This is a genomic window from Pseudarcicella hirudinis, from assembly GCF_900115665.1.
Taxonomy (GTDB): domain Bacteria; phylum Bacteroidota; class Bacteroidia; order Cytophagales; family Spirosomataceae; genus Pseudarcicella; species Pseudarcicella hirudinis.
Genome location: NZ_FOXH01000015.1, coordinates 99,856 through 120,058 on the forward strand (window position 1 = coordinate 99,856; position 20,203 = coordinate 120,058).

Below are 20,203 nucleotides of genomic sequence, written 5' to 3' on the forward strand. Positions count from 1 at the left end.
TTAAGTTTGAATAAAGAAATTAAAACACATAAATCATACAGACAATCAGGCTTATGAGCCTGTATTTTCGGAATATCAAATTATATGAAAATTCTTATCACGGGAGGGGCTGGTTTTGTGGGTTCTTCATTAGCAATCGCCATCAAAACTAATTATCCTCAGTATGAAGTAATCTCTTTAGATAATCTTAAAAGAAAAGGCTCTGAACTCAATCTGCCAAGACTTGCCAAAGCAGGCATTCAATTTGTTCATGGCGATATTCGTTCAAAAGAAGATTTTGATGCACTTCCAATAGTTGATGCTGTGATTGAAGCTTCAGCAGAGCCTTCTGTTTTGGCAGGTTTGGATGGAACACCTGATTACCTTATCAATACCAACCTGGTAGGAACCATAAATTGTCTTAATTATGCCAAACGTGCTAAGGCAAACTTTATTTTCTTGTCGACAAGTCGTGTTTATCCTATTAAAACAATTGAAAAATTGAATTATGTGGAAGCCGAAAGTCGTTTTCAGCTGGCTGATGAACAACCGGTTCGCGGGGTTTCGTCAAAAGGGATTGCAGAAGATTTTCCTTTGGATGGTGCAAGATCACTTTATGGTGCCACCAAATTAGCGTCTGAGTTAATTATTCAGGAATATAATGAATTTTATGGTTTAAAAACTGTCATAAACCGTTGTGGTGTTATTACCGGTCCCTGGCAGATGGGGAAAGTGGATCAGGGTGTAATGGTATTATGGGTAGCCAAGCATTTCTGGCAACAACAGTTAGCTTACATAGGTTACGGAGGGACCGGAAAACAAACCCGGGATATGCTCCATGTTGCCGATTTGTATAGATTGGTTGATTTCCAACTGCATAATATAGACCAGGTAAATGGTGAAATTCTGAATGCAGGAGGAGGCGTAGATGTAAGTGCTTCTTTACAGGAATTAACGAAAATCTGTCAGGAAGTTACCGGAAAAACCATTCCGATTAACGAAGTAAAGGAAAACAGAACCGCAGATATAAGACTTTATGTGACAGATAACACCAAAGTAACTAATCTGACAGGTTGGAAGCCTGAAATTTCTATGAAACAAATTGTCACAGAAATTACAGAATGGATTACCGCCAATGAAGAGGCTTTAGCATATGTTTTAAAATAATAAATATTATCAATAGTCAAAAAGCCGGCACATCAGTGCCGGCTTTTTGATTTATTTGATTTTCAATTAATTAGCTTGTTAAAATGATTGAATATTTGTTGGAAATTATTAAATTGATCAATAATAAAAACTTTTCCTGAAAACGAAGGAAAACCCTGCCCACTTCCCTTAAATCCATATTTTATTTTTCGGTTGAATATTAGTTCTAAAGGTATATTGCAACGTTACTGAACCTTCGTCGGCATGAAAAAACAACTACTTTTTTTACTTCTTTTCATAGTTACCCATGTATCAGCCCAGGTACAGATAAGTAGTAGCTTCGGATTTATTACTGAAGGAAGTTTTGGGAAAAATGCCCGTTATACCGGCGGGGCGCTTGAATTGGCCGGCAGGGTACAGATTAATGAAAGATTGCGCATCGGTGGAACTTTAGGCTTGAATAAAATGCGCATTGCGCTTGATGCCATGGCAGTCAATGATGTAACTAAACGAACCTATGGTGCAGTTTATAAACAGATTATTCCGGTTTCTTTCGGAGGAGAATACTATCTTTCTACCAGGAGAATGATTAAACCTTATATTGGTTTTGACCTGGGAGGATATTTTACAAATTATGAGGTTTCTGTTGAACCTAACTATGTTTTTGTCGCCCCGGGTGCTCCTTTAAAAAACAGCTTCAATGTGGGTATTTCTCCAAGTATTGGTTTACAGCTTCAGGATCCAATAGACAGAATAGGCTTATACATCAGGGTTAAGCATACCGGTATTTTTTATGAAGGAAGCGGCATGACAAATCTGTGGGCAATCAGTGGTGGTGTTGTGATAAAAATTGGAAAGAAAATAGGCTGGAAGCCTCCGGTTATAGAAATTAAGGGTGGGAATGTACCTTATTACGAAAAGAAAACTGTGTTTTAAATAAAATTCCCCTGCATCAATTGATGCAGGGGAATTTTATTTATGTAAGTTTATCAGCAATATTACGGTCATTTGAAAGCCTTGGTACCTTGTTTTGTCCGCCAAGTTTCCCTTCAGATTTCATATAATTGATAAATGCATTCTTTGAAAGGCTTTTTATTTTCAGGGGCTGAAGAATATTTCCTTCCATCAAATCCTGATAATATACATTGAGCTCAGATAATTTCTGATTAACATCTTTTCCGAATGCTGCCAGATTTTCCGGCATTCTTGAAAACTCAATCAACCATTCATGGTATGGCAAACCTCCTTCAGGCGGTGTTACATGCGGGGCAACTGTAAATTCAACTAATTCTACTTCAGGATGTTTTTGCATGGCAAATTGCATGGCTTTTTCCACTTCCTCGCCAATAACATGCTCCCCGAAAGCAGAGATAAAATGCTTGATTCTTCCGGAAACAACAATTCTGTAAGGATTAAGCGAAACAAATTTTACAGTATCTCCGATCGAATAGCCCCAAAGTCCGGCATTGGTGTTGAGGATAACAGCATAATTTACCCCTAGCTGCACTTCCCCGATGTGCAAACGTCTTGGATTAGGCTTGAAATAATCATCTGCCGGAATGAACTCATAAAAGATTCCGGAATTCAGCAGCATTAAAAGCCCTTCCGCATTCTGGCTATCCTGATAGGCAATAAAACCTTCAGAAGCAGGATAAGTTTCAATTGAATCTACCTTTTTCCCGATTGATTCAAACAGCTTGGCCCGATAAGGTTCAAAATTTACACCTCCATAAACAAAAAGCGAAAACTCCGGAAATACATCTTTGATCTGCTTTCCGGTTCTTGCCTGAATTCTGTCAAAATACATCTGAACCCAGGGCGGAATACCTGAGATTAATGACATCGGCTGACTGATTGTCTCATCAATGATTTTTTCAAGTTTGGTTTCCCAGTCTTCAATGCAGTTTGTTTCATAACTTGGCAACTGATTTGAGCGCAGATAACCCGGAACATGATGGTTGACTATACCCGACAAGCGTCCCGTATGAATCCCATTTTTTACATACATTTCAGGAGAACCTGATAGAAAAATAAGCTTTTGATCTAAAAATGAGGATTTCCCGGTCTCATTTACATAACTCAACAAAGCATCTCTGGCTCCGTTAATATGGAATCCTATAGATTCAGATGAGATAGGAATATATTTTACACCGGAAGTAGTTCCAGATGTTTTAGCAAAGTATAAAGGCTTCCCTTTCCAAAGAATATCGCTTTCCCCGGCTACAACCTTTTCCACATAAGGCTTTAAAAGTTCATAATCCCTCACAGGAACACTATGCTGAAACTCCTTATAATCAGATATTTCAGAGAATTTATGATCTTTTCCAAAAGAGGTACCAGAAGCTTCTGAAACCAAAGATTTCATCAACGATAGTTGAACATCAACAGCATTTTCTTCCCATTTTTTTCGGTTTTGAACAACAAATCTGGCGAAAGGTTTGGCAAGAATTGAACGGATTCCCATGAGATTATTATTGGTTTGAACAAAAATACAACTTATCAATCAGTCAAAATATCCGGCAGATAAAAAAACAATAAAATTTGATATATGAAAATATGTTCATATATTTGTCTTGTTAAAATATAAAACAATGACAACAGTTACTTATCAAATCAATAAAGAGAAACTGGAAAAGGCGGCATACATCTTAAAAACGGTTGCCCATCCGACTCGTCTGGCCATTGTAGATTTGCTTTCACAGAACGAAAAACTTTCAGTTAATGAAATCTGTGAGGTTTTGCAATGTGAACAATCTCTGCTTTCCCATCATTTGATTAACATGAAACTGAAAGGAATCCTGAGGTCTGAAAAAGACGGATTAAATGTATTTTATTCCTTAAAAGAGAAAGACGTAATCAAACTAATTGAATGCATTGAGCATTGTGATTGCAATTATTAATTCCCGGGATTTCATCTGAACATTTGCCCGGGGATTTTTTTGATTCACTATATGAAGAAATTATCATTTATTAATATAAATCTATGGAGTTGATAGGCTACGGTTTGGCGGTATTAATTGGCTTGTTATTGAGTTTACTGGGTGGGGGTGGTTCCATTCTGACGGTTCCGGTTTTGGTGTATGTCTTTCTGATTGACCCTAAGATTGCAACAGCTTATTCCCTGTTGATTGTGGGAGTAACCTCTTTGATTGCTTCGGTGAATTACATGAGAAAAGGTTTGGCAAGTCCTAAAACAGCACTGTTCTTTTCTTTTCCGTCGTTCATTATGGTTTTTCTGACAAGGAAATACCTGATGCCATTAATCCCTGAAGAGCTGTTTCGGATCGGAAATTTTGTGTTTTCAAAAGATACGGCGATTATGTCTCTTTTCGCAGTGCTGCTGCTGCTGGCAAGTTCTTCAATGATTCGCAATAACCGGAAAGAAATTAATGATTTAGACTCTGCAAGAAACAAACTGAATTATCCACTGGTATTTTCAGAAGGTTTGCTCGTTGGAATACTGACCGGAATTGTTGGCGTAGGAGGCGGTTTTTTGATTATTCCGGTATTAACAGCGATTATCCGTCTGCCTATGAAACTGGCTGTAGGAACTTCATTAATGATTATTGCGATTAATTCAATTATCGGTTTTATGGGAGATATTGGCAAACATGAAATGGATTGGGCTTTTCTGACAAGTTTTATAGGATTGGCGGTTATTGGTGTTGGAATAGGCCTTTATCTCTCAAAATTTATCAGTAATAGAATGCTGAAGCCGGGTTTTGGGGTATTTATCCTTATCATGGGTTGCTGGATTCTGCTGAAAGAACTTTTGCTTAAATAAATTATTCCGGGTTTAAATACATATTTACAGGATGGCAGATTTTTTAGGAAGAGATTATTGGAATCAAAGATATGAATCCGGACAGACAGGCTGGGATTTAGGGAAAATATCCCCTCCGCTTCAGGCTTATATAGATCAGCTTGAGGATAAAGATATCAGGATATTGATTCCCGGATGTGGCAATGCTTATGAAGCGGAATATCTTCTGCGAAGTGGTTTTCATAAGGTGGAAGTAATTGATATTGCTGAAAATGCAGTCCGGAAGTTAAAAAATCATCTGGGAGAGCATACACTTCTTAAAATTACCTGTGGCGACTTTTTTAAACATACCGGAACATATGACCTTATTCTGGAACAGACCTTTTTTTGTGCCATTGATCCCTCTTTAAGAGAAGAGTATGTCCGTAAAATGAGTAGCCTGTTAGTACCCGAAGGAAAACTTGCCGGGCTTCTTTTTGGAGTGGAATTTGAAAATCCGGGACCACCTTTCGGAGGAGATTCGGCTTCATATAGAAAACTTTTCAGCAAATATTTTATAATTAATAAGTTGGAAATGGCACATAATTCTGTAAAACCACGTTTAGGGAATGAGCTGTTTTTTAACTTTTCCAGGATTTAACAAAAATGAGCAGTCAAATAAAAGATCATTGGGAAAATGTTTTTCTGAACAAAAAACCAACAGAAATGAGCTGGTTTCAGGAAAAACCGGAAACGTCTTTAGATTTTATCAGATTAGCAAAACTACCTGAAACAGCCAGAATTATAGATGTTGGGGGAGGAGATAGCTTTCTGATTGATTTTCTTCTTGAAGAAGGGTATGAGAATCTTTCTCTGCTTGATATTTCATCAAAAGCCCTTGAAAACGTAAAAGAAAGACTGGGAGAAAAGGCTGCAAAAGTTGAATTTATTTGCAGTAATGTGGTTGATTACCAATCAGAAATGCAGTATTTTGATTTTTGGCATGACAGAGCTTCTTTTCATTTTTTAACCCGGAAAGAAGATATAGACAAGTATGTTGAGCTGGTTGGAAAAAGTATAAAACCCGGAGGATATTTAAACATTGGTACTTTTTCAGATCAGGGTCCGTTGAAATGCAGTGGTCTGGAAATACGGCAATATTCCGAAAAGGATCTGAACTCAATGTTTGAAAAAGAATTTAAGAAAATAAGGTGTATCAATGAGGAACATCTTACACCATTTAATACATACCAAAATTTCACCTTTTGTAGTTTTCAAAGAAAGTAAAAAGATCATATGAAAATAGAGCAGATTTATACCGGATGTTTAGCGCAGGGAGCTTATTATATTGAATCCAAGGGAGAAGCCGCAATTATTGATCCCCTAAGAGAAGTAAAGCCATATCTCGAAAAAGCAAAGAGAAATGGTGCGACGATCAAATACATTTTTGAAACACATTTCCATGCCGATTTTGTTTCAGGGCATATAGACCTGGCCAGAGAAACAAATGCTCCGATTGTTTACGGACCCAATGCAAATCCTACCTTTGAAGCCATCATAGCAGAAGACGGGCAGATTTTTAACCTCGGTGAGATACAAATTAAAGTTTTGCACACACCAGGTCATACCATGGAATCGTCATGTTACCTTTTAATTGATAAAAATGGGAAAAAAACAGCACTTTTTTCCGGAGATACTTTGTTTATCGGTGATGTAGGCCGTCCGGATCTGGCGCAGAAATCAGATTTGTCGGTGAATGATTTAGCCGGATTTTTATATGATTCTTTGCATCAGAAAGTAATGACTTTACCGGATGACATTATCATATATCCTGCTCATGGTGCCGGTTCGGCTTGCGGTAAAAACATGTCGAAAGAAACCTCTGACACCCTGGCAAATCAGAAAAAGGAAAATTATGCTTTGAAAGCTGCTTCAAAGGAAGAGTTTATTGATCAGGTTACAGATGGTCTGACGCCGCCACCTTTTTATTTTCCGAAGAATGTAATGATGAACAAAACCGGATATGAATCAGTTGAGGAGGTAATCAGAACCGGGAAAACAGCCTTATCTCCGGAAGAGGTAGAAACATTGGTGAATCATGAAGGAGCTCTGATAATAGATACCCGCAAACCGGATGAATTTAGAAAAGGATTTATTCCCCGCTCTGTTTTTATTGGAATCGGAGGGGATTTTGCCCCCTGGGTTGGTACTTTAATTACCGATATTCAGCAGTCGATTATTCTGATAACTGAAGAAGGAAAGGAAGAAGAGGTTGTAACAAGACTGGCAAGAGTAGGATATGATAATACGCTTGGGTATTTAGAGGGTGGAATTGAAGCCTGGGTGAAAGCTGGTAAGGAATTGGACAGTATTACTTCAATCTCTGCAGAAGAATTGGCTGAACTTTATAAAAAGGATAACCTGGTAATCAAAGATGTGAGAAAATTGTCAGAGTTTGAAGCCGAACATATCAAAGATGCAGAGAACATACCTTTGGCTCAATTGAGTGAGCTGATGACTGAATTTGACGATCAGGACACCAGTTATATCCATTGTGCCGGAGGGTATCGGTCAATGATTGCTGCCAGTATTCTCAAAGCGAGAGGTTATCATAATATTGTAGATGTAAAAGGAGGTTTTGCTGCAATTGCAAAAACAGATATACCCAAAACAGAATTTGTCTGCCCTTCTACGTTATCTTAGCATGGAGAAATTAAATTTAACAGAAGGAATCTGAAAATTGAGGATTCCGGAACAATTCAATAATTAACTTACAATGACAATTTCAGATAATTTTCAGGAATTAATCGAAAGCGAAACGCCTGTACTGATAGACTTTTTTACAACATGGTGTAAACCTTGCAGGGCTGTAGGGCCAATTCTGGATGAAATAAAAGATATATTTGATGAGGAGATCCGCATCATTAAAATTGATCTGGACAGGGTTCCGGCCTTAAAGAAACACCTTAAAATAACAGAAGTACCTACTTTAATGTTATTCCAAAACGGGAAACAGCTTTGGCGGCAATCCGGAGTAGTGCCTTCCTACAAAATTCAACAGGTAGTAAAAGGGGCGCTTTATTAATCATTTTATCTATTGAGCAATAATTCAAACTAATTGTACTTATGTTAGAACTTATCAGACATCCCTGGCATTGGTCGGTAGCCGGTTTCCTGATTGGATTAACTGTTCCTGCTTTATTGATTCTGGGAAATAAGACCTTCGGAATTTCATCCAATTTAAGACATATTTGTGCTATGTGCGTGCCTGCCAATATTCCATTTTTCAAATACGACTGGAAAAAGGAGGCCTGGAATCTGTTTTTTATAGCCGGAGTAGTTTTAGGTGGGTTTATTGCCAATCATTTTCTGAGTAATCCTGATGCAATGGTTATTGCTGAAAAAACAAAAGAGCAATTAGCTTCTGAAGGGATTACGCAGTTTTCTAATCTGCTTCCAACTGATTTATTCAGTTTTGAAAGCCTTTTTTCGCTAAGGGGATTTATTTTTATTGTTGTCGGAGGCTTTCTGGTTGGATTTGGAACGAGATGGGCAGGAGGATGTACTTCCGGTCATGCGATTATGGGGCTTTCCAACCTTCAGTTACCTTCATTGGTTGCAACGATTTGCTTTATGGTCGGAGGAATTTTGATGACCTGGTTAGGCATTCCTTTTCTATTATCCCTTTAAAATGAAATATTCATGGAAAAGACCATTCAAAATATAAAATCAATTCCTGAAACAAAGATTTCTGTAGCTAAAAATCTGAAATACCTCGTTGTAGGAACCATCTTCGGAATCGTTTTTGTGAAAGCAGAAATCATTTCATGGTTCAGAATCCAGGAAATGTTTCGTTTTACCAGTTTCCATATGTATGGTGTAATTGGTACCGCTGTGGTTGTGGGTATTATTTCAGTTCAATTGATTAAAAGACTGAATATTAAAACCATTTCCGGAGAAAAGATTTCAATTCCTGACAAGGTTTTCAACAAAGGCCAGATTTACGGCGGACTGCTTTTTGGTTTCGGCTGGGCTTTAACCGGAGCATGTCCCGGCCCTTTGTTTGCGCAGATCGGTGCAGGTTTTGGTGTAGTTGCTGTAAGTTTATTAAGTGCAATTGCAGGAACCTGGGTTTACGGATATTTCAGTGAAAAACTACCAAAGTAGATACAAGAGTACCGCTTAGAGCTGACAAACACTACAAAATTATAAAGCAACAGTCCTCATATTCCTGAGGACCGTTGCTTTTGTTACATATTCACCAAAGTATTTCCTCTTAAAACCGGAAGTACGTCAAAGATATCATGTTGTAAACAATAAGCTATATCTTTCTGAATACCTAACCTTTGTAAACGACGCACGTGTGAAGAATTAGAAACAAAGCTTAATAAGTCGCTTTTCCCGTTTTGATACAGCCTTAAAGCCATTGTTGCAGAGTCATCATCTACCATGAAATCCTCCTGAAGTCTTTCGATTAAAGCCCCGGCAAAAAGTGTATCTTCCAGATTGGGTTTGCCCTTCCAACCTGCACATAATACTAACACATCATATTGCTGTTCTGTCAGATATCTTGTTAATGCTCCCAGATTTAAGAATGAGCCCACCATTACTTTTACCGCAGTTTTTGCCTTGGTAATAGCAAGGGTTCCGTTGGTAGTAGTAACACAGATCGTGGTGTCTTTTACTTTGTCAGTCATATAACTGAAAGGAGAATTATCAAAATCAAAGCCTTCCGGCGTAATGCCATTTCTCTCTGCGGCAGCAAGGTAACCTTTCTCACGGAAAGCATTACATTCTTCTACTGTGGCAACCGGAATGATTCCTTCAACACCATATGCAAAAGCAGTGGTCATACAGGAAGTCGCTCTGAAAATATCAACAACTACTACAATCGAGTTTTCTATGTTGTATAAATGTAATAATTCAGGGGTTAAGCAAACGTCAATTTTCTTCATTATAATCTTCAAAATTTCAGCTAATCAGTGGATTAGTATTTGATCGGTACATTCATTTTTCCTGACTTTAACAGTAATACCATCAGGTTTCAGGAAATAAGTTATTTCAAAAACGGTAGTTTTGAAACAACAGCTTTTAATTGTTTATTCCGGATATTGATAAAGATTTCCGTACCGGATTTTGTAAATGATGGTGTTACATAACCCATTCCGATTCCTTTATTCAAAGACGGAGATTGAGTTCCTGAAGTTACCTCACCGATAATATTTCCTTCCGCATCCATGATTTCATAATGCTGACGTGGAATACCACGGTCAATCATTTCAAATCCAATCAGTTTTTTCGTTGCACCATTTTCTTTGATCTGCTTGTGAAAATCACTGTTGATGAAAGATTTATTGAATTTGGTAATCCATCCAAGACCGGCCTCAATAGGAGACGTCGTATCATCAATGTCGTTCCCGTACAGGCAATAACCCATTTCGGTACGTAAGGTATCTCTGGCTCCTAAACCAACAGGAATAATTCCGAATTCAGCTCCGGCTTCAAAAATAGCGTTCCACATTTTATGGGCGTCCTTATTCCAGACATATATTTCAAATCCTCCCGCTCCGGTATATCCTGTAGCAGAAACAATTACATCTTCAATTCCTGCAACAGTTCCGGCTTTGAAAGAATAGTATTCCATTGAATCAAGATCAAGATCCGTCAGTTTTCTCAGGGCTTCTATCGCTTTTGGACCCTGAACGGCAAACAGACTCAGGTTATCAGAAATGTTTTCCATTTCTACACCAAATGTATTGTTTTGTTGCAACCAGTTCCAGTCTTTTTCGATGTTTGAAGCATTTACGACAAGATAATATTCGTTTTCGTTCCAGCGATAAACCAGCAAATCATCCACAATCCCTCCTTTATCATTCGGAAGGCAGGAATATTGAACTTTCCCATCATAAAGCACTGAAACATCATTTGAAGTTACATATTGCAAAAACTCCGTAGCACGCTCTCCTTTCACCACAAATTCACCCATATGAGATACATCAAAAACTCCTGCGGCATTTCTGACAGCCAGGTGTTCCTGAATAAGATTAGAGTAAAGAACCGGCATTGAATAGCCTGCAAATGGTACCATTTTTGCTCCCAGCGAGATATGAATGTCGTTGAGATGTACGAGTTTCAGTTGTTCTTCCATGAGTTTTTCTTTGACCGCATAGCTACATAGGGAATCATTTTTTCGTGTTGATGAAGGGTGCTATGAGGAAATTACAGACTGTTATAGAGTGTTTTATTTACCACGACCTATGTTAGCACAAAGGTAAGTGAAGAAGATGAGAATTAATAGCAGACTTCAAAAGCATGCCAGGGCATGGAATTAAAAAGCCGGGAAAATAAGGAGAAAAATGCTAAAAGAGAGAATCGTCGGGAAGAATGGGAATCGGTCTTTTAAAACATGATGAAAAAATATTCACTGAGGGCCATTCCTGCTAATACAATCATTGCCAGACAAAGCACAATTTTGGCAATAATTCCCGTAATAAGTCCGATGAAAGAACCAATAGCTGATTTAAGCGATTTTTGCCAGTCGCTGCCCACTATGATTTCACCAATAAATGCACCCAGAAATGCTCCGAGAAACATGCCGACTCCCGGAATAACAAATAGCCCGGCAATAAGGCCGATTCCGGATCCCCAGATTCCCGCTTTGGTCCCTCCGAATTTTTTAGTACCCCAGATCGGAGCATAATGATCAAAAATCCAGACAGCCGCAGTAATAAGTCCGAAGATAATTAATGTCCTTTTCTGAAATTCTGCATATTTTGTATAATGCAGACAAATCAGACCGGCATAACTAAGCGGAGGACCGGGAATCGGAAGAATCGCTCCGGCCAGTCCGGCCAATAAACAAATGATAGAAAGTATCAGTAATAAAATATCCTGCATTACGTCATAAAGGGAAATAACCTGAAACAATAATGAATTTAAACCTTTAGGTCATTAGTTTAAATCCTTCTCCATGCAGATTTATAATTTGAATGGCCGGATCCTGTTTCAGAAATTTACGAAGTTTTGTAATATAAACATCCATACTTCTGGCATTAAAATAGGTATCGTCACCCCAGACCATTTTCAAAGCAAAACTTCGGCTGACGGGTTTTCCCATGTTTTCAGCAAGAAGTTTCAATAATTCAGATTCTTTGGAAGTCAGTTTAAAGTTTTCTTTTTCAGTTGAAAGAATCTGCTTTTCATATTCGAAGGTAAACGAGCCGATTTTGAACAATCCGGTTTTAGGAGTAGCGGCCTCACTTTTTTGGCTTCTTCTCAGAACTGCCTCAATTCTGGCAAGTAATTCTTCCATCGAAAAAGGCTTGGTAATGTAATCATCAGCCCCTATTTTAAAACCATGTAAGGTATCTTCCTTCATTGATTTGGCTGTCAGAAAGATAATAGGAGTGTCTTTGTCAGACATTTTAACTTCTTTGGCCAGTGTAAAACCATCTTTTTTAGGCATCATCACATCAAAAATACACAAATCGAAATCTGCTTCAACAAACTTTGTCAAAGCGTCATTCCCGTCTTTTGCCAATAAGGCCTCATAGCCTTTGATGTTCAGGTATTCCTGAAGTAATTGTCCAAGATTAGGGTCATCTTCGGCAAGCAATATCTTTTTCATAGGTTTTTGAAATGTGATGTAAATTATTTTACTGATATGGTGATGAATAGATATTATCTCTGAAAAGGTAAAATTACCTCAAAAGTACTGCCTTCTCCTAAAACACTTTCAACATTTACCTTTCCATGATGTTCTTCGACCATTTTTTTAACATAGCTCAATCCGAGTCCGAAGCCTTTTACGTCATGTAGATTTCCGGTAGGTACCCGGTAGAATTTTTCAAAAATGTTTTTCTGAGACTCTTTTCCGATCCCGATTCCCTTATCTGAAATTTTCAGGGAGATATGGTTATCTGTACTTTCTGTAGCTACTTCTATTTCAAGGTTTTCCGGAGAATATTTTATAGCATTATCAAGTAAATTGAAGATAATATTGGTCAAATGTACCTCATCCGCTTCAATTTCAGTTCTTGCTGCAGCAAGTTTCAGATTGATTTTACCTTCTTTTAATTCTATCTGAGGACTGATATTCTCCAGCACTTTATTGATGACCTGGTGAATATCTACAGTTTTTAGCTTTAATTTAACATCACCTCTGTCCATCTGAGCCGTTTGAAGAACTTTTTCAACCTGAGAGCCAAGTCTTTTGTTTTCATCTCTGATAATACCCAGATATCTTTTGTACATAACCGGACTCGTAGAAACCGTTTCATCCTGCAACATTTCCGTGGCCAGAGAAATGGTTGAAATCGGGGTTTTGAATTCGTGTGTCATGTTATTGATAAAATCATTCTTGATGTCGGCAAGTTTCTTTTGCTTCAGAATCGTATTGACTGCAATATAAAAACAGGAAATCATTACCAGCAGCAAAATCAGGGAACTGGCATAAGTCCACCACATATTCCTGATGATATAAGTTTCCTGATTGGGAAAATAGACTCTCAGGTAATTTTCAGTATTTACCATGTCATTTGGGAAAAGATTAACCGTAAAAGCATCTTTTTTCAAACCATTATACCGGAAATTACTTGAAGAGGCAAAATGCAGATATTTATCACTGTCTTTCTTGCTGTCATTTGTGCTTACGCCATATTCAAATGGAATTTCAATCCCCTTCAGCGCAATTTCTCTTTTCAGGAGAGAATCCAGTAACAGGTAATTAATCCTGTCGTAAATACTTCTTTCCTTGAACAGGAAATCGGTAAACACTTCTTTGGCCAGCTCAGATTTATTCATTGCTTTGTCGATATGCTCCTGAGCTTTGGGAATTTCAGGTTTCTTTTTATGGGCCAGAGCAATTGTATTAGCTTTTTTGAGAGAATCCTGACGATGTAACTGCTTTTGATGAGCTACCATGACATTGCCGATAATTTCCTCAAATTGTTTATTTTCATTTAATTTCTTTTGAATATCATCAAGGTCCATATTAAATGAATATTCCTCTATTTCTCTTACTTCTCCGTTAGGTAATACCTCAATATTACGTGAAACCAGGATGTCAGAAGGTAAATTGAGTGTGGCAACCCCTTCCAAGGGAGGTATCGGAGGAGGAGGTGCCGGAATGTTTGATGAATGTTTAACAGGTTTCTTTCTGACAACTTTAATCTCATTCTGGGCCGGGCGGGAGATCGCCATCAATTTTCTTTTTTGTTCTTCAACACCCATTTTGCGTTGGGTCAGAAAAAACAATTCCTGCTTCTCCAGCTTCTTTACCACTTGCTGCATTGCATCTCGTACGTCTGAAGCAAATTGCTCATTTTTGGTTCTTACCATAAAACCAATCCAGTACATCTGGAAAATGATAAGCCCGAGCAAAGCAACAGACATCAGGGCAATGATATATTTTATTTTTCTTTTGGTCATTTCTAACGACAATCTTTATTCAATCACAGTGCCGGCAATTACCGAGTAAATCATCGGTTTTGAGAGCGTCCGATTATATTATTCTATTGACAGAGAAAACTTTACAGCTTTTGCATCTTTCTGTTTTTTTCTGTGTCTATCTTTCACCGTACAAATTTAACGCAAAACTCAGCCAAAATATTCATAGGCTTTTCTTTTAACATTCTTTAACATTTTGATTTAGAGAAGGTTCAGTATGTTTGCAAAGGAAATAGATTTTAAGGTAAGTAATTTAACCTGTAAAGACAAAGGGAGTTTGCGGGTTTTCAGAGAATAAGTAAAACCCAGCACTAAGGGAGACGCTGAATAAATATAAGTCGCTGTTTTTCGATCGTTTTTAGTTTTATAAAACATTGTTTAAATAGTATTACCCATGTAATATTCTGAAATTCAAATAAATATCAGCTATGAACAAAAACATCAAAACTTTAGGTACAGCTTTGCTGATGGCAATGAGTTTGTCGTCAATGGCTCAGAAATCTGTTTCGAAAATTGTTGAAGACAAAGACGGGAAAGTCAAAATTCATATCGAAACAGAGGATAATGGCAATTTACAGGTTTTTGAAAATACCTATGATACCAAAGGTATGTCAGAACTTGATAAAGAAAATCTGATTAACCGAATTTCTGATTCACTGCTTACTAAAAACAGCGGAGACAGAAAAGTGAGAAGGAAAATGAGAATCAGAGTAGATGGTGACACTGAAGGTTTAGGATTAGTCGCACCTCCGCAACCGCCTCTGCCGGATGACCTGGATTTAAGACTTCCCCCTCTTCCGGATGATCTGGAAATGAGACCTCCTTCCGCACCACGTGCACCAAAAGCGCCAAAACATCTGAAAAATGGTAAAAAAGGTACATTCAGATATAAAAATGATAAAGGTCAGACTTTTGAAAAAGACCTGAATTTCGATCAGGATTTTACATTTAATTTTGATGATCTGGATAAATTAAATGAAAATTTTAATCATGATGAATTAATTGGTTCACTGAGACCAATGATTAAAAACTTTAAAAGAGGCCGTGGACAGGATTTTATGGCTTTCAGAGATAATGGCGACGAATTCAATCCTTTTATGTTGAATGAATCGAAGACTGTGAAAGCTTTAAGAGTATATCCTAATAATCCTTTTAACAGCAAACTGAATATTAAATTCGTTACGCCTGAAAAAGGAGATGTTACGATTACGATTACAGACGTGACTGGTAAAGAAGTGGGAACCGAAAAAATCAAAGATTTTCAAGGTGAATACCTGGGACAAATTGAAGTGAAGAAAAATGCGAAAGGTACTTTGTTTGTGACAGTAGTCCAGGGAGAAGATGGAACAGTTAAAAGAGTAGTTGTTGAATAGAAAATAGTTTTAAGGTTATGATAAATGAACGAGGTCCGGATTTTTCCGGACCTCGTTTCTTATTTCTGGTTTTTCTTTATAAGATATTAAAAATAAAATGCTTATGTCTATTGTAAGATGCTGAAAATAAACAAACTCTATGTACTCTGTGCGTCTGTGTGGCTACAAACCTATGCGCCCTATGTGTCTATGTGGTTGCACTTAGGACAAACCCCCTGAACCAGTAAATTAGTTTCCTGGCGTTTGTAACCTTCAGGTAAACTAAGTGCTGGAATATGAACATCTTCAAGGCAATTAGTCAGACCACAGATATTACACTTGAAATGGACATGGTCATGATGATGCTGGTGTGTTTCGTTATGGCAGGAATCTTTGCAAATAGCATATTTTACCCCACCTTCGTCATCAAGAACTTTATGAATAAGACCTTTGTCAACAAAAGTCTTAAGTGTACGATAAAGCGTTACTCTGTCAAACTTTTCGGACATCTGATTTTCAACATCCGAATGGGCAAGAGCATAATCTTTACTCATGAATATATCCAGGACTTCTTCTCTGCAATCAGTTTGACGAAGTCTGTATTCCTTTAAAGTTGATTTTATGGACTGATTCATCTTAAAAGCATATTAAATTAATCTTCACTGTTTACAGAAACCTGTTCAGTGGAAGTAGTTTCATATTGCAACTTTACTAAGTTACTATAAATTCCATCGTCAAGCAAAAGAAGCTCATCGTGTGAACCTGTCTCAATTACCTCCCCGTCACGAAGAACATAAATTGTATCAACGTTTCTGATAGTGGCAAGTCTATGGGCAATAATAATTGTGGTTCTATTCTGCATTAAGCCGTCCAGCGCTTCCTGAACCAGTTTTTCAGACTCAGAATCTAAGGCACTTGTAGCTTCATCAAGAATCAGAATGGCAGGGTTTTTCAAAATAGCACGGGCAATTGCAATTCGCTGGCGTTGTCCGCCGGATAATTTAACTCCTCTCTCTCCAACAAGTGTCTGAAACTTTTCAGGGAAAGAATCAATAAATTGCAAAGCATTGGCTTTACGTGCTGCTTCAAAAACTTCAGCTTCTGTGGCGTCCGGTTTTCCGTAAGAGATATTCTCATAAATCGTGCCTCCGAAAAGCATAACTTCCTGAGGTACAACTGCAATATTTTTTCGCAAATCTGTTAAATCGTAAGCATTGATATTTTTTCCGTCGATTTTGATAGTACCCGCGTTCAACTCGTAATAGCGCATCAATAGTTGAACAATTGTTGATTTTCCGGCTCCTGAATAACCAACCAAAGCAATCTTTTCTCCAGATTTCACTTCCAGAGAGACATTTTTCAGAATCTGCATATCTGGTCTGGAAGGGTAGGTGAACGCTACGTTTTCGTAGATAATATTTCCTTTTACAGGAGTAAAGATTTCGGAAGATTTATCAGGGTTGATTTCTGATACTTCATCCAGAATTTCCGTGATTCTTTCAGATGCCCCGATCGTCTTTTGAAGTTGTGCATAAATATCTCCTAAACCTCCGACAGAACCTCCGATAAAAGCAGTATAGAAAATGAAAGTAAGTAATTCTGCCAGAATTAAATCGCCGCTTGCTACAAGCTGCGCACCAAACCATACCACACCGACGATACCTCCGAAAAGAGCAAAAATGATAAATGAAACAAATCCTCCCCGAAAAGTAGCTGCTTTTAAGGCATTATTTACTACTTTTTGCAAAGACAGGCTGTATCGGTTTATTTCCAGATGCTCATTGGTGAATGCTTTTACTACATTGATAGATTGTAATGTTTCTTCGACCACCACATTGGTATTAGCCAGTTCATCCTGCGCCTTTTTGGAAACTTTCCTGATAAATTTGCCAAAAACCATTGCCGCAATTACCAGAAACGGAAACGTTCCGAGCATAAATAAGGTAAGTTTCCAGGAAATGTAGGAAATAAAAGCAATCCCGCCTACAAGGGTAAAAACCTGTCTGAAAAACTCTGCCAGTGTAACAGAAAGCACATCCTGTAATTGAGTTACATCAGAAGTTATTCTGCTCATCAATTCTCCGACGCGGCGTTTCTCAAAAAAGAAAACCGGTAAAGTGATGATTTTACTGTAAAGTGATTTTCTGACATCTCTCATCGCTTTTTCTGAAACCTGAGAGAAAGTATAGATTCTGAAAAAGGAAAGAACTGCCTGAACAATCAGCACTCCAAAGAAGAAAATCGTTACTTCATTAATCTGGTATTTAGATTTTCCTTCAATAACTTTGGTCATTTCGCCAATCAGTAAAGGAAAAGTCATTGTGGTAAGATTTGAAAAAATCAGGAAAAACATCCCAATAATAAATGTTCCCTTGTAAGGTGCTACAAATCTGAAAATTCTAAGGGCATTTTTCAGTCCTTCTTTATTGACTTTCTTTTTGTCTTCTTCTGAAACTCCGGCACCAAAACTGTCTCTACGCTTTGCCATTTATATTTTATAGTTTTATGATAAAAGCTACATAATTTCTGAAATCATTTAAATCTTGTTTTTCGGATTTCTTATGCTCTTTTTTAATTTTTGGGTACTAAATTGGTTAGTGGAAATATATAAACTTTCAGTTATTCTGCATCAGGAAGCCCTTTGTATTTCGAAGCTTCGAATATTTTCTGGGCATTCGGATTTTTCATAAGCTCCTGAATAGTGAGTTTTTCATCTTCTTCAAAATATTTGCTGACAATCCGGTAACCAAGCCAGCGACCAATTGAGCCGGGGCAGCGGGAACCTATTTCAGGTGTGGCAGGTCTTTCTCCGATATATTTCCCTTTTATTGGTTCCTGCGTATTGTATAACAGCTTATTGTCTATAAAATGAGCCCAAATGTCCTGTTGAAAAGCATAACTCTCATTCAATTGTTCAGCCGTATAGCCGATAAATAAACTATCAGATTTAGAAGGTAACATCGTCTGCCCGAAAACATAACTTTTCCCATACCAGACCATCTCTGATAACAACGTTTTATCATTTGGATTGGTTGCATTATAATTAGCAGATAAAAGCAAAATGGCCTGAGGGACAACGGTTTGCGGATTCAGTCTTCTGAGCTGATAGGAGAAAACTTCGGGAGGAAGAAATTTGGCATTTTTCCCCATAAAATAGTCCAATCCGATCACAATTACAGAATCTGAAACATACAGATGTGTAGCGGGAAATGCGCCTACTCCTCCAAATCCCGAAAAAATGGTGTAAATTTTGGGTTCTTTAAACTCCGGATAATAATACTTTAAATGCTGAAATGCCTCATGAAAATCATTTTCAAGGTTCCCGTTTCCAAAAAAAGCTTTCAATTGAGATTGTTTATAAAAGGCCTGCAATCCCTCATTATTTACCAAAAGAAGAAGTTTGTCAGCAAGTTCATTGAAGCCCTCCGGAGGAGTCTGAAAGTATCTTTCCGCAACAAGTTTGTTATCAGTAAGAAAATTAAGCAGACTTTCTTTCGTTTTACAAGCGAAAAGTTTTTGTTCAAGTCTCTCAATGTCAACTTTTACATTGACCTTCTGAATTTCTTCTTCAGGGTCTTTCTGTTCTCTGCAACTATAAAAACTTATACCGATAAGCAGGAAGAATGCTAATTTTAACAAACGGATTATCATTTCAAAAATATTTACCAGTAAGCTCCGGATGTTTTCGAATTTACGAAAGAGCTGTACTGCAAGGAAAAACGTACAAAATTATGAATAAAAACGTTGTGTTGATTCTTTTTATGATTTTGAGTTTCCCGACTTTTGCACAAAGATACTCAGGAGACTATGATGGAGGATACGGTTTTGGAAGCAGAATAAGAATGGGCTTCAGATTTGCCCCGACAATTGTTTCCAATTACGTGGAAGCCGGCAGACGTTTTAATGGCTTTGATAGCGGAGGTCTGGATATGAGGGTTAGTCTCGGGCCAACTGCGGATTTCTTTTTTGCAGAAAAATATGCTTTTTCAACAGGATTGCTTTATACCGTAAAAAGTGTTCATTACAGCGTCCCGAGTCGTTTTTACAATGATGAAATCTTCAGTGCTTCCCCGGTTCCGAAAGCAGAGCAGTCGGGAGATGCCAGTTATAACCTTCAGTATCTGCAAGTTCCGTTAACACTTAAGCTTTATACTGACGAATTGTTTGACAGAACAAAAATGTATATCCAGTGCGGAGGAATGGTTGATATTAAAGTTGCTGAAAAGCCTCTGGATAAATATACAAATGCCATCTACCAGTTTCAGCAAAGACTCCCTTCCAATCAGAATGTTTTTGGATTTGGAGATGCGAACCTTGTTTTAGGGCTCGGATTAGAATATAATTTAGGAAGAGGAATGGATGCTGTATTTTTTGGAATCCAATACCAGAGAGGACTTGTTGAAATTAATAACCAAAGAGCTTTTGATGACCTGATTACTAAAAACAATATTATTCAATTAGAAATGGGAGTCAGATTCTGATTATAAATCATGGTTTTTGAGAAATAGAAAATCGGCTGTTCCTGTTAAAAGGGACA

Annotated in this window: 21 protein-coding genes; 12 read left to right on the plus strand and 9 right to left on the minus strand. The window is 37.7% G+C overall.

The features are described from left to right. Positions 1–84 precede the first annotated feature (84 nt). A complete protein-coding gene (locus tag BM179_RS20660) occupies positions 85–1,146 on the plus strand; it encodes an NAD-dependent epimerase/dehydratase family protein (protein ID WP_092019072.1) in 1,062 nt (353 codons plus the stop codon). A gap of 243 nt (positions 1,147–1,389) precedes the next feature. Continuing rightward, positions 1,390–2,061 carry a hypothetical protein gene (locus BM179_RS20665; protein ID WP_092019073.1) on the plus strand — a complete coding sequence of 224 codons (672 nt, stop codon included), beginning with the start codon at positions 1,390–1,392 and terminating at the stop codon, positions 2,059–2,061. Positions 2,062–2,101: 40 nt separating this feature from the next. On the opposite strand, the gene BM179_RS20670 is transcribed toward BM179_RS20665, so the two are convergent. Then, positions 2,102–3,589: a GH3 auxin-responsive promoter family protein gene (locus BM179_RS20670; RefSeq protein ID WP_092019074.1), complete on the minus strand. Its 1,488-nt coding sequence runs from the start codon at positions 3,587–3,589 to the stop codon at positions 2,102–2,104. A 127-nt stretch (positions 3,590–3,716) separates the two neighbouring features. Between BM179_RS20670 and BM179_RS20675 the strand changes: the two genes are divergently transcribed. From BM179_RS20675 to BM179_RS20710, 8 genes are all read left to right on the plus strand, one after another. Then, positions 3,717–4,025: an ArsR/SmtB family transcription factor gene (locus BM179_RS20675; RefSeq protein ID WP_092019075.1), complete on the plus strand. Its 309-nt coding sequence runs from the start codon at positions 3,717–3,719 to the stop codon at positions 4,023–4,025. A gap of 83 nt (positions 4,026–4,108) precedes the next feature. Beyond that, positions 4,109–4,909, plus strand: coding sequence for a sulfite exporter TauE/SafE family protein (locus BM179_RS20680; RefSeq protein ID WP_092019076.1), 801 nt, complete (start codon positions 4,109–4,111; stop codon positions 4,907–4,909). Positions 4,910–4,940: 31 nt separating this feature from the next. Further along, positions 4,941–5,528 carry a methyltransferase domain-containing protein gene (locus tag BM179_RS20685; protein WP_092019077.1) on the plus strand — a complete coding sequence of 196 codons (588 nt, stop codon included), beginning with the start codon at positions 4,941–4,943 and terminating at the stop codon, positions 5,526–5,528. 5 nt (positions 5,529–5,533) lie between these two features. Then, on the plus strand, positions 5,534–6,154 hold the full coding sequence (locus BM179_RS20690; RefSeq protein ID WP_092019078.1) for a class I SAM-dependent methyltransferase: 621 nt from the start codon (positions 5,534–5,536) through the stop codon (positions 6,152–6,154). Positions 6,155–6,163: 9 nt separating this feature from the next. Next, a complete protein-coding gene (locus BM179_RS20695) occupies positions 6,164–7,570 on the plus strand; it encodes an MBL fold metallo-hydrolase (protein WP_092019079.1) in 1,407 nt (468 codons plus the stop codon). Positions 7,571–7,643: 73 nt separating this feature from the next. Continuing rightward, complete coding sequence (locus BM179_RS20700) at positions 7,644–7,952, plus strand: thioredoxin family protein (protein ID WP_218159265.1); 309 nt, start codon at positions 7,644–7,646, stop codon at positions 7,950–7,952. Positions 7,953–7,993: 41 nt separating this feature from the next. Next, positions 7,994–8,557, plus strand: a complete 564-nt coding sequence (locus tag BM179_RS20705; RefSeq protein WP_092019080.1) for a YeeE/YedE family protein — start codon at positions 7,994–7,996, stop codon at positions 8,555–8,557. Positions 8,558–8,569: 12 nt separating this feature from the next. Beyond that, the gene (locus BM179_RS20710; RefSeq protein WP_092019081.1) at positions 8,570–9,034 is read left to right on the plus strand and encodes a DUF6691 family protein; all 465 of its coding nucleotides are present in this window, start codon (positions 8,570–8,572) and stop codon (positions 9,032–9,034) included. Between the two features lie 83 nt (positions 9,035–9,117). Here the strand turns inward: BM179_RS20710 and BM179_RS20715 are convergent, their stop codons facing one another. The 5 genes from BM179_RS20715 to BM179_RS20735 form a co-directional block, all read right to left on the minus strand. Beyond that, on the minus strand, positions 9,118–9,822 hold the full coding sequence (locus BM179_RS20715) for a 2-phosphosulfolactate phosphatase (protein ID WP_092019082.1): 705 nt from the start codon (positions 9,820–9,822) through the stop codon (positions 9,118–9,120). Between the two features lie 101 nt (positions 9,823–9,923). Further along, positions 9,924–11,015 carry a glycine cleavage system aminomethyltransferase GcvT gene (gene gcvT, locus BM179_RS20720; protein ID WP_177219470.1) on the minus strand — a complete coding sequence of 364 codons (1,092 nt, stop codon included), beginning with the start codon at positions 11,013–11,015 and terminating at the stop codon, positions 9,924–9,926. Positions 11,016–11,266: 251 nt separating this feature from the next. Continuing rightward, positions 11,267–11,764, minus strand: coding sequence for a DUF456 domain-containing protein (locus tag BM179_RS20725; RefSeq protein ID WP_092019129.1), 498 nt, complete (start codon positions 11,762–11,764; stop codon positions 11,267–11,269). Positions 11,765–11,810: 46 nt separating this feature from the next. Beyond that, a complete protein-coding gene (locus BM179_RS20730) occupies positions 11,811–12,494 on the minus strand; it encodes a response regulator transcription factor (protein ID WP_092019083.1) in 684 nt (227 codons plus the stop codon). A gap of 53 nt (positions 12,495–12,547) precedes the next feature. Next, entirely contained in the window at positions 12,548–14,296 is a 1,749-nt protein-coding gene (locus BM179_RS20735) for a sensor histidine kinase (protein WP_092019084.1), read from the minus strand. Positions 14,297–14,742: 446 nt separating this feature from the next. Between BM179_RS20735 and BM179_RS20740 the strand changes: the two genes are divergently transcribed. Beyond that, positions 14,743–15,687 carry a T9SS type A sorting domain-containing protein gene (locus BM179_RS20740; protein ID WP_092019085.1) on the plus strand — a complete coding sequence of 315 codons (945 nt, stop codon included), beginning with the start codon at positions 14,743–14,745 and terminating at the stop codon, positions 15,685–15,687. A gap of 179 nt (positions 15,688–15,866) precedes the next feature. Here BM179_RS20740 and BM179_RS20745 read toward each other — a convergent pair whose 3' ends face one another. From BM179_RS20745 to gldB, 3 genes are all read right to left on the minus strand, one after another. After that, positions 15,867–16,301, minus strand: a complete 435-nt coding sequence (locus tag BM179_RS20745; protein WP_092019086.1) for a Fur family transcriptional regulator — start codon at positions 16,299–16,301, stop codon at positions 15,867–15,869. Between the two features lie 17 nt (positions 16,302–16,318). After that, the gene (locus BM179_RS20750) at positions 16,319–18,154 is read right to left on the minus strand and encodes an ABC transporter ATP-binding protein (protein ID WP_092019087.1); all 1,836 of its coding nucleotides are present in this window, start codon (positions 18,152–18,154) and stop codon (positions 16,319–16,321) included. A 131-nt stretch (positions 18,155–18,285) separates the two neighbouring features. Beyond that, positions 18,286–19,305: a gliding motility lipoprotein GldB gene (gldB, locus tag BM179_RS20755; RefSeq protein ID WP_177219471.1), complete on the minus strand. Its 1,020-nt coding sequence runs from the start codon at positions 19,303–19,305 to the stop codon at positions 18,286–18,288. 92 nt (positions 19,306–19,397) lie between these two features. Between gldB and BM179_RS20765 the strand changes: the two genes are divergently transcribed. After that, complete coding sequence (locus BM179_RS20765; RefSeq protein ID WP_177219472.1) at positions 19,398–20,147, plus strand: outer membrane beta-barrel protein; 750 nt, start codon at positions 19,398–19,400, stop codon at positions 20,145–20,147. Positions 20,148–20,203 lie beyond the last annotated feature (56 nt).

Excerpts from the sequence above, each read along its gene's own strand:
- BM179_RS20660 (WP_092019072.1), top strand. The coding sequence starts at position 85 with ATGAAAATTCTTATCACGGGAGGGGCTGGTTTTGTGGGTTCTTCATTA.
- BM179_RS20665 (WP_092019073.1), top strand. The coding sequence starts at position 1,390 with ATGAAAAAACAACTACTTTTTTTACTTCTTTTCATAGTTACCCATGTA.
- BM179_RS20670 (WP_092019074.1), bottom strand. The coding sequence starts at position 3,589 with ATGGGAATCCGTTCAATTCTTGCCAAACCTTTCGCCAGATTTGTTGTT.
- BM179_RS20675 (WP_092019075.1), top strand. The coding sequence starts at position 3,717 with ATGACAACAGTTACTTATCAAATCAATAAAGAGAAACTGGAAAAGGCG.
- BM179_RS20680 (WP_092019076.1), top strand. The coding sequence starts at position 4,109 with ATGGAGTTGATAGGCTACGGTTTGGCGGTATTAATTGGCTTGTTATTG.
- BM179_RS20685 (WP_092019077.1), top strand. The coding sequence starts at position 4,941 with ATGGCAGATTTTTTAGGAAGAGATTATTGGAATCAAAGATATGAATCC.
- BM179_RS20690 (WP_092019078.1), top strand. The coding sequence starts at position 5,534 with ATGAGCAGTCAAATAAAAGATCATTGGGAAAATGTTTTTCTGAACAAA.
- BM179_RS20695 (WP_092019079.1), top strand. The coding sequence starts at position 6,164 with ATGAAAATAGAGCAGATTTATACCGGATGTTTAGCGCAGGGAGCTTAT.
- BM179_RS20700 (WP_218159265.1), top strand. The coding sequence starts at position 7,644 with ATGACAATTTCAGATAATTTTCAGGAATTAATCGAAAGCGAAACGCCT.
- BM179_RS20705 (WP_092019080.1), top strand. The coding sequence starts at position 7,994 with ATGTTAGAACTTATCAGACATCCCTGGCATTGGTCGGTAGCCGGTTTC.
- BM179_RS20710 (WP_092019081.1), top strand. The coding sequence starts at position 8,570 with ATGGAAAAGACCATTCAAAATATAAAATCAATTCCTGAAACAAAGATT.
- BM179_RS20715 (WP_092019082.1), bottom strand. The coding sequence starts at position 9,822 with ATGAAGAAAATTGACGTTTGCTTAACCCCTGAATTATTACATTTATAC.
- gcvT (WP_177219470.1), bottom strand. The coding sequence starts at position 11,015 with ATGGAAGAACAACTGAAACTCGTACATCTCAACGACATTCATATCTCG.
- BM179_RS20725 (WP_092019129.1), bottom strand. The coding sequence starts at position 11,764 with ATGCAGGATATTTTATTACTGATACTTTCTATCATTTGTTTATTGGCC.
- BM179_RS20730 (WP_092019083.1), bottom strand. The coding sequence starts at position 12,494 with ATGAAAAAGATATTGCTTGCCGAAGATGACCCTAATCTTGGACAATTA.
- BM179_RS20735 (WP_092019084.1), bottom strand. The coding sequence starts at position 14,296 with ATGACCAAAAGAAAAATAAAATATATCATTGCCCTGATGTCTGTTGCT.
- BM179_RS20740 (WP_092019085.1), top strand. The coding sequence starts at position 14,743 with ATGAACAAAAACATCAAAACTTTAGGTACAGCTTTGCTGATGGCAATG.
- BM179_RS20745 (WP_092019086.1), bottom strand. The coding sequence starts at position 16,301 with ATGAATCAGTCCATAAAATCAACTTTAAAGGAATACAGACTTCGTCAA.
- BM179_RS20750 (WP_092019087.1), bottom strand. The coding sequence starts at position 18,154 with ATGGCAAAGCGTAGAGACAGTTTTGGTGCCGGAGTTTCAGAAGAAGAC.
- BM179_RS20765 (WP_177219472.1), top strand. The coding sequence starts at position 19,398 with ATGAATAAAAACGTTGTGTTGATTCTTTTTATGATTTTGAGTTTCCCG.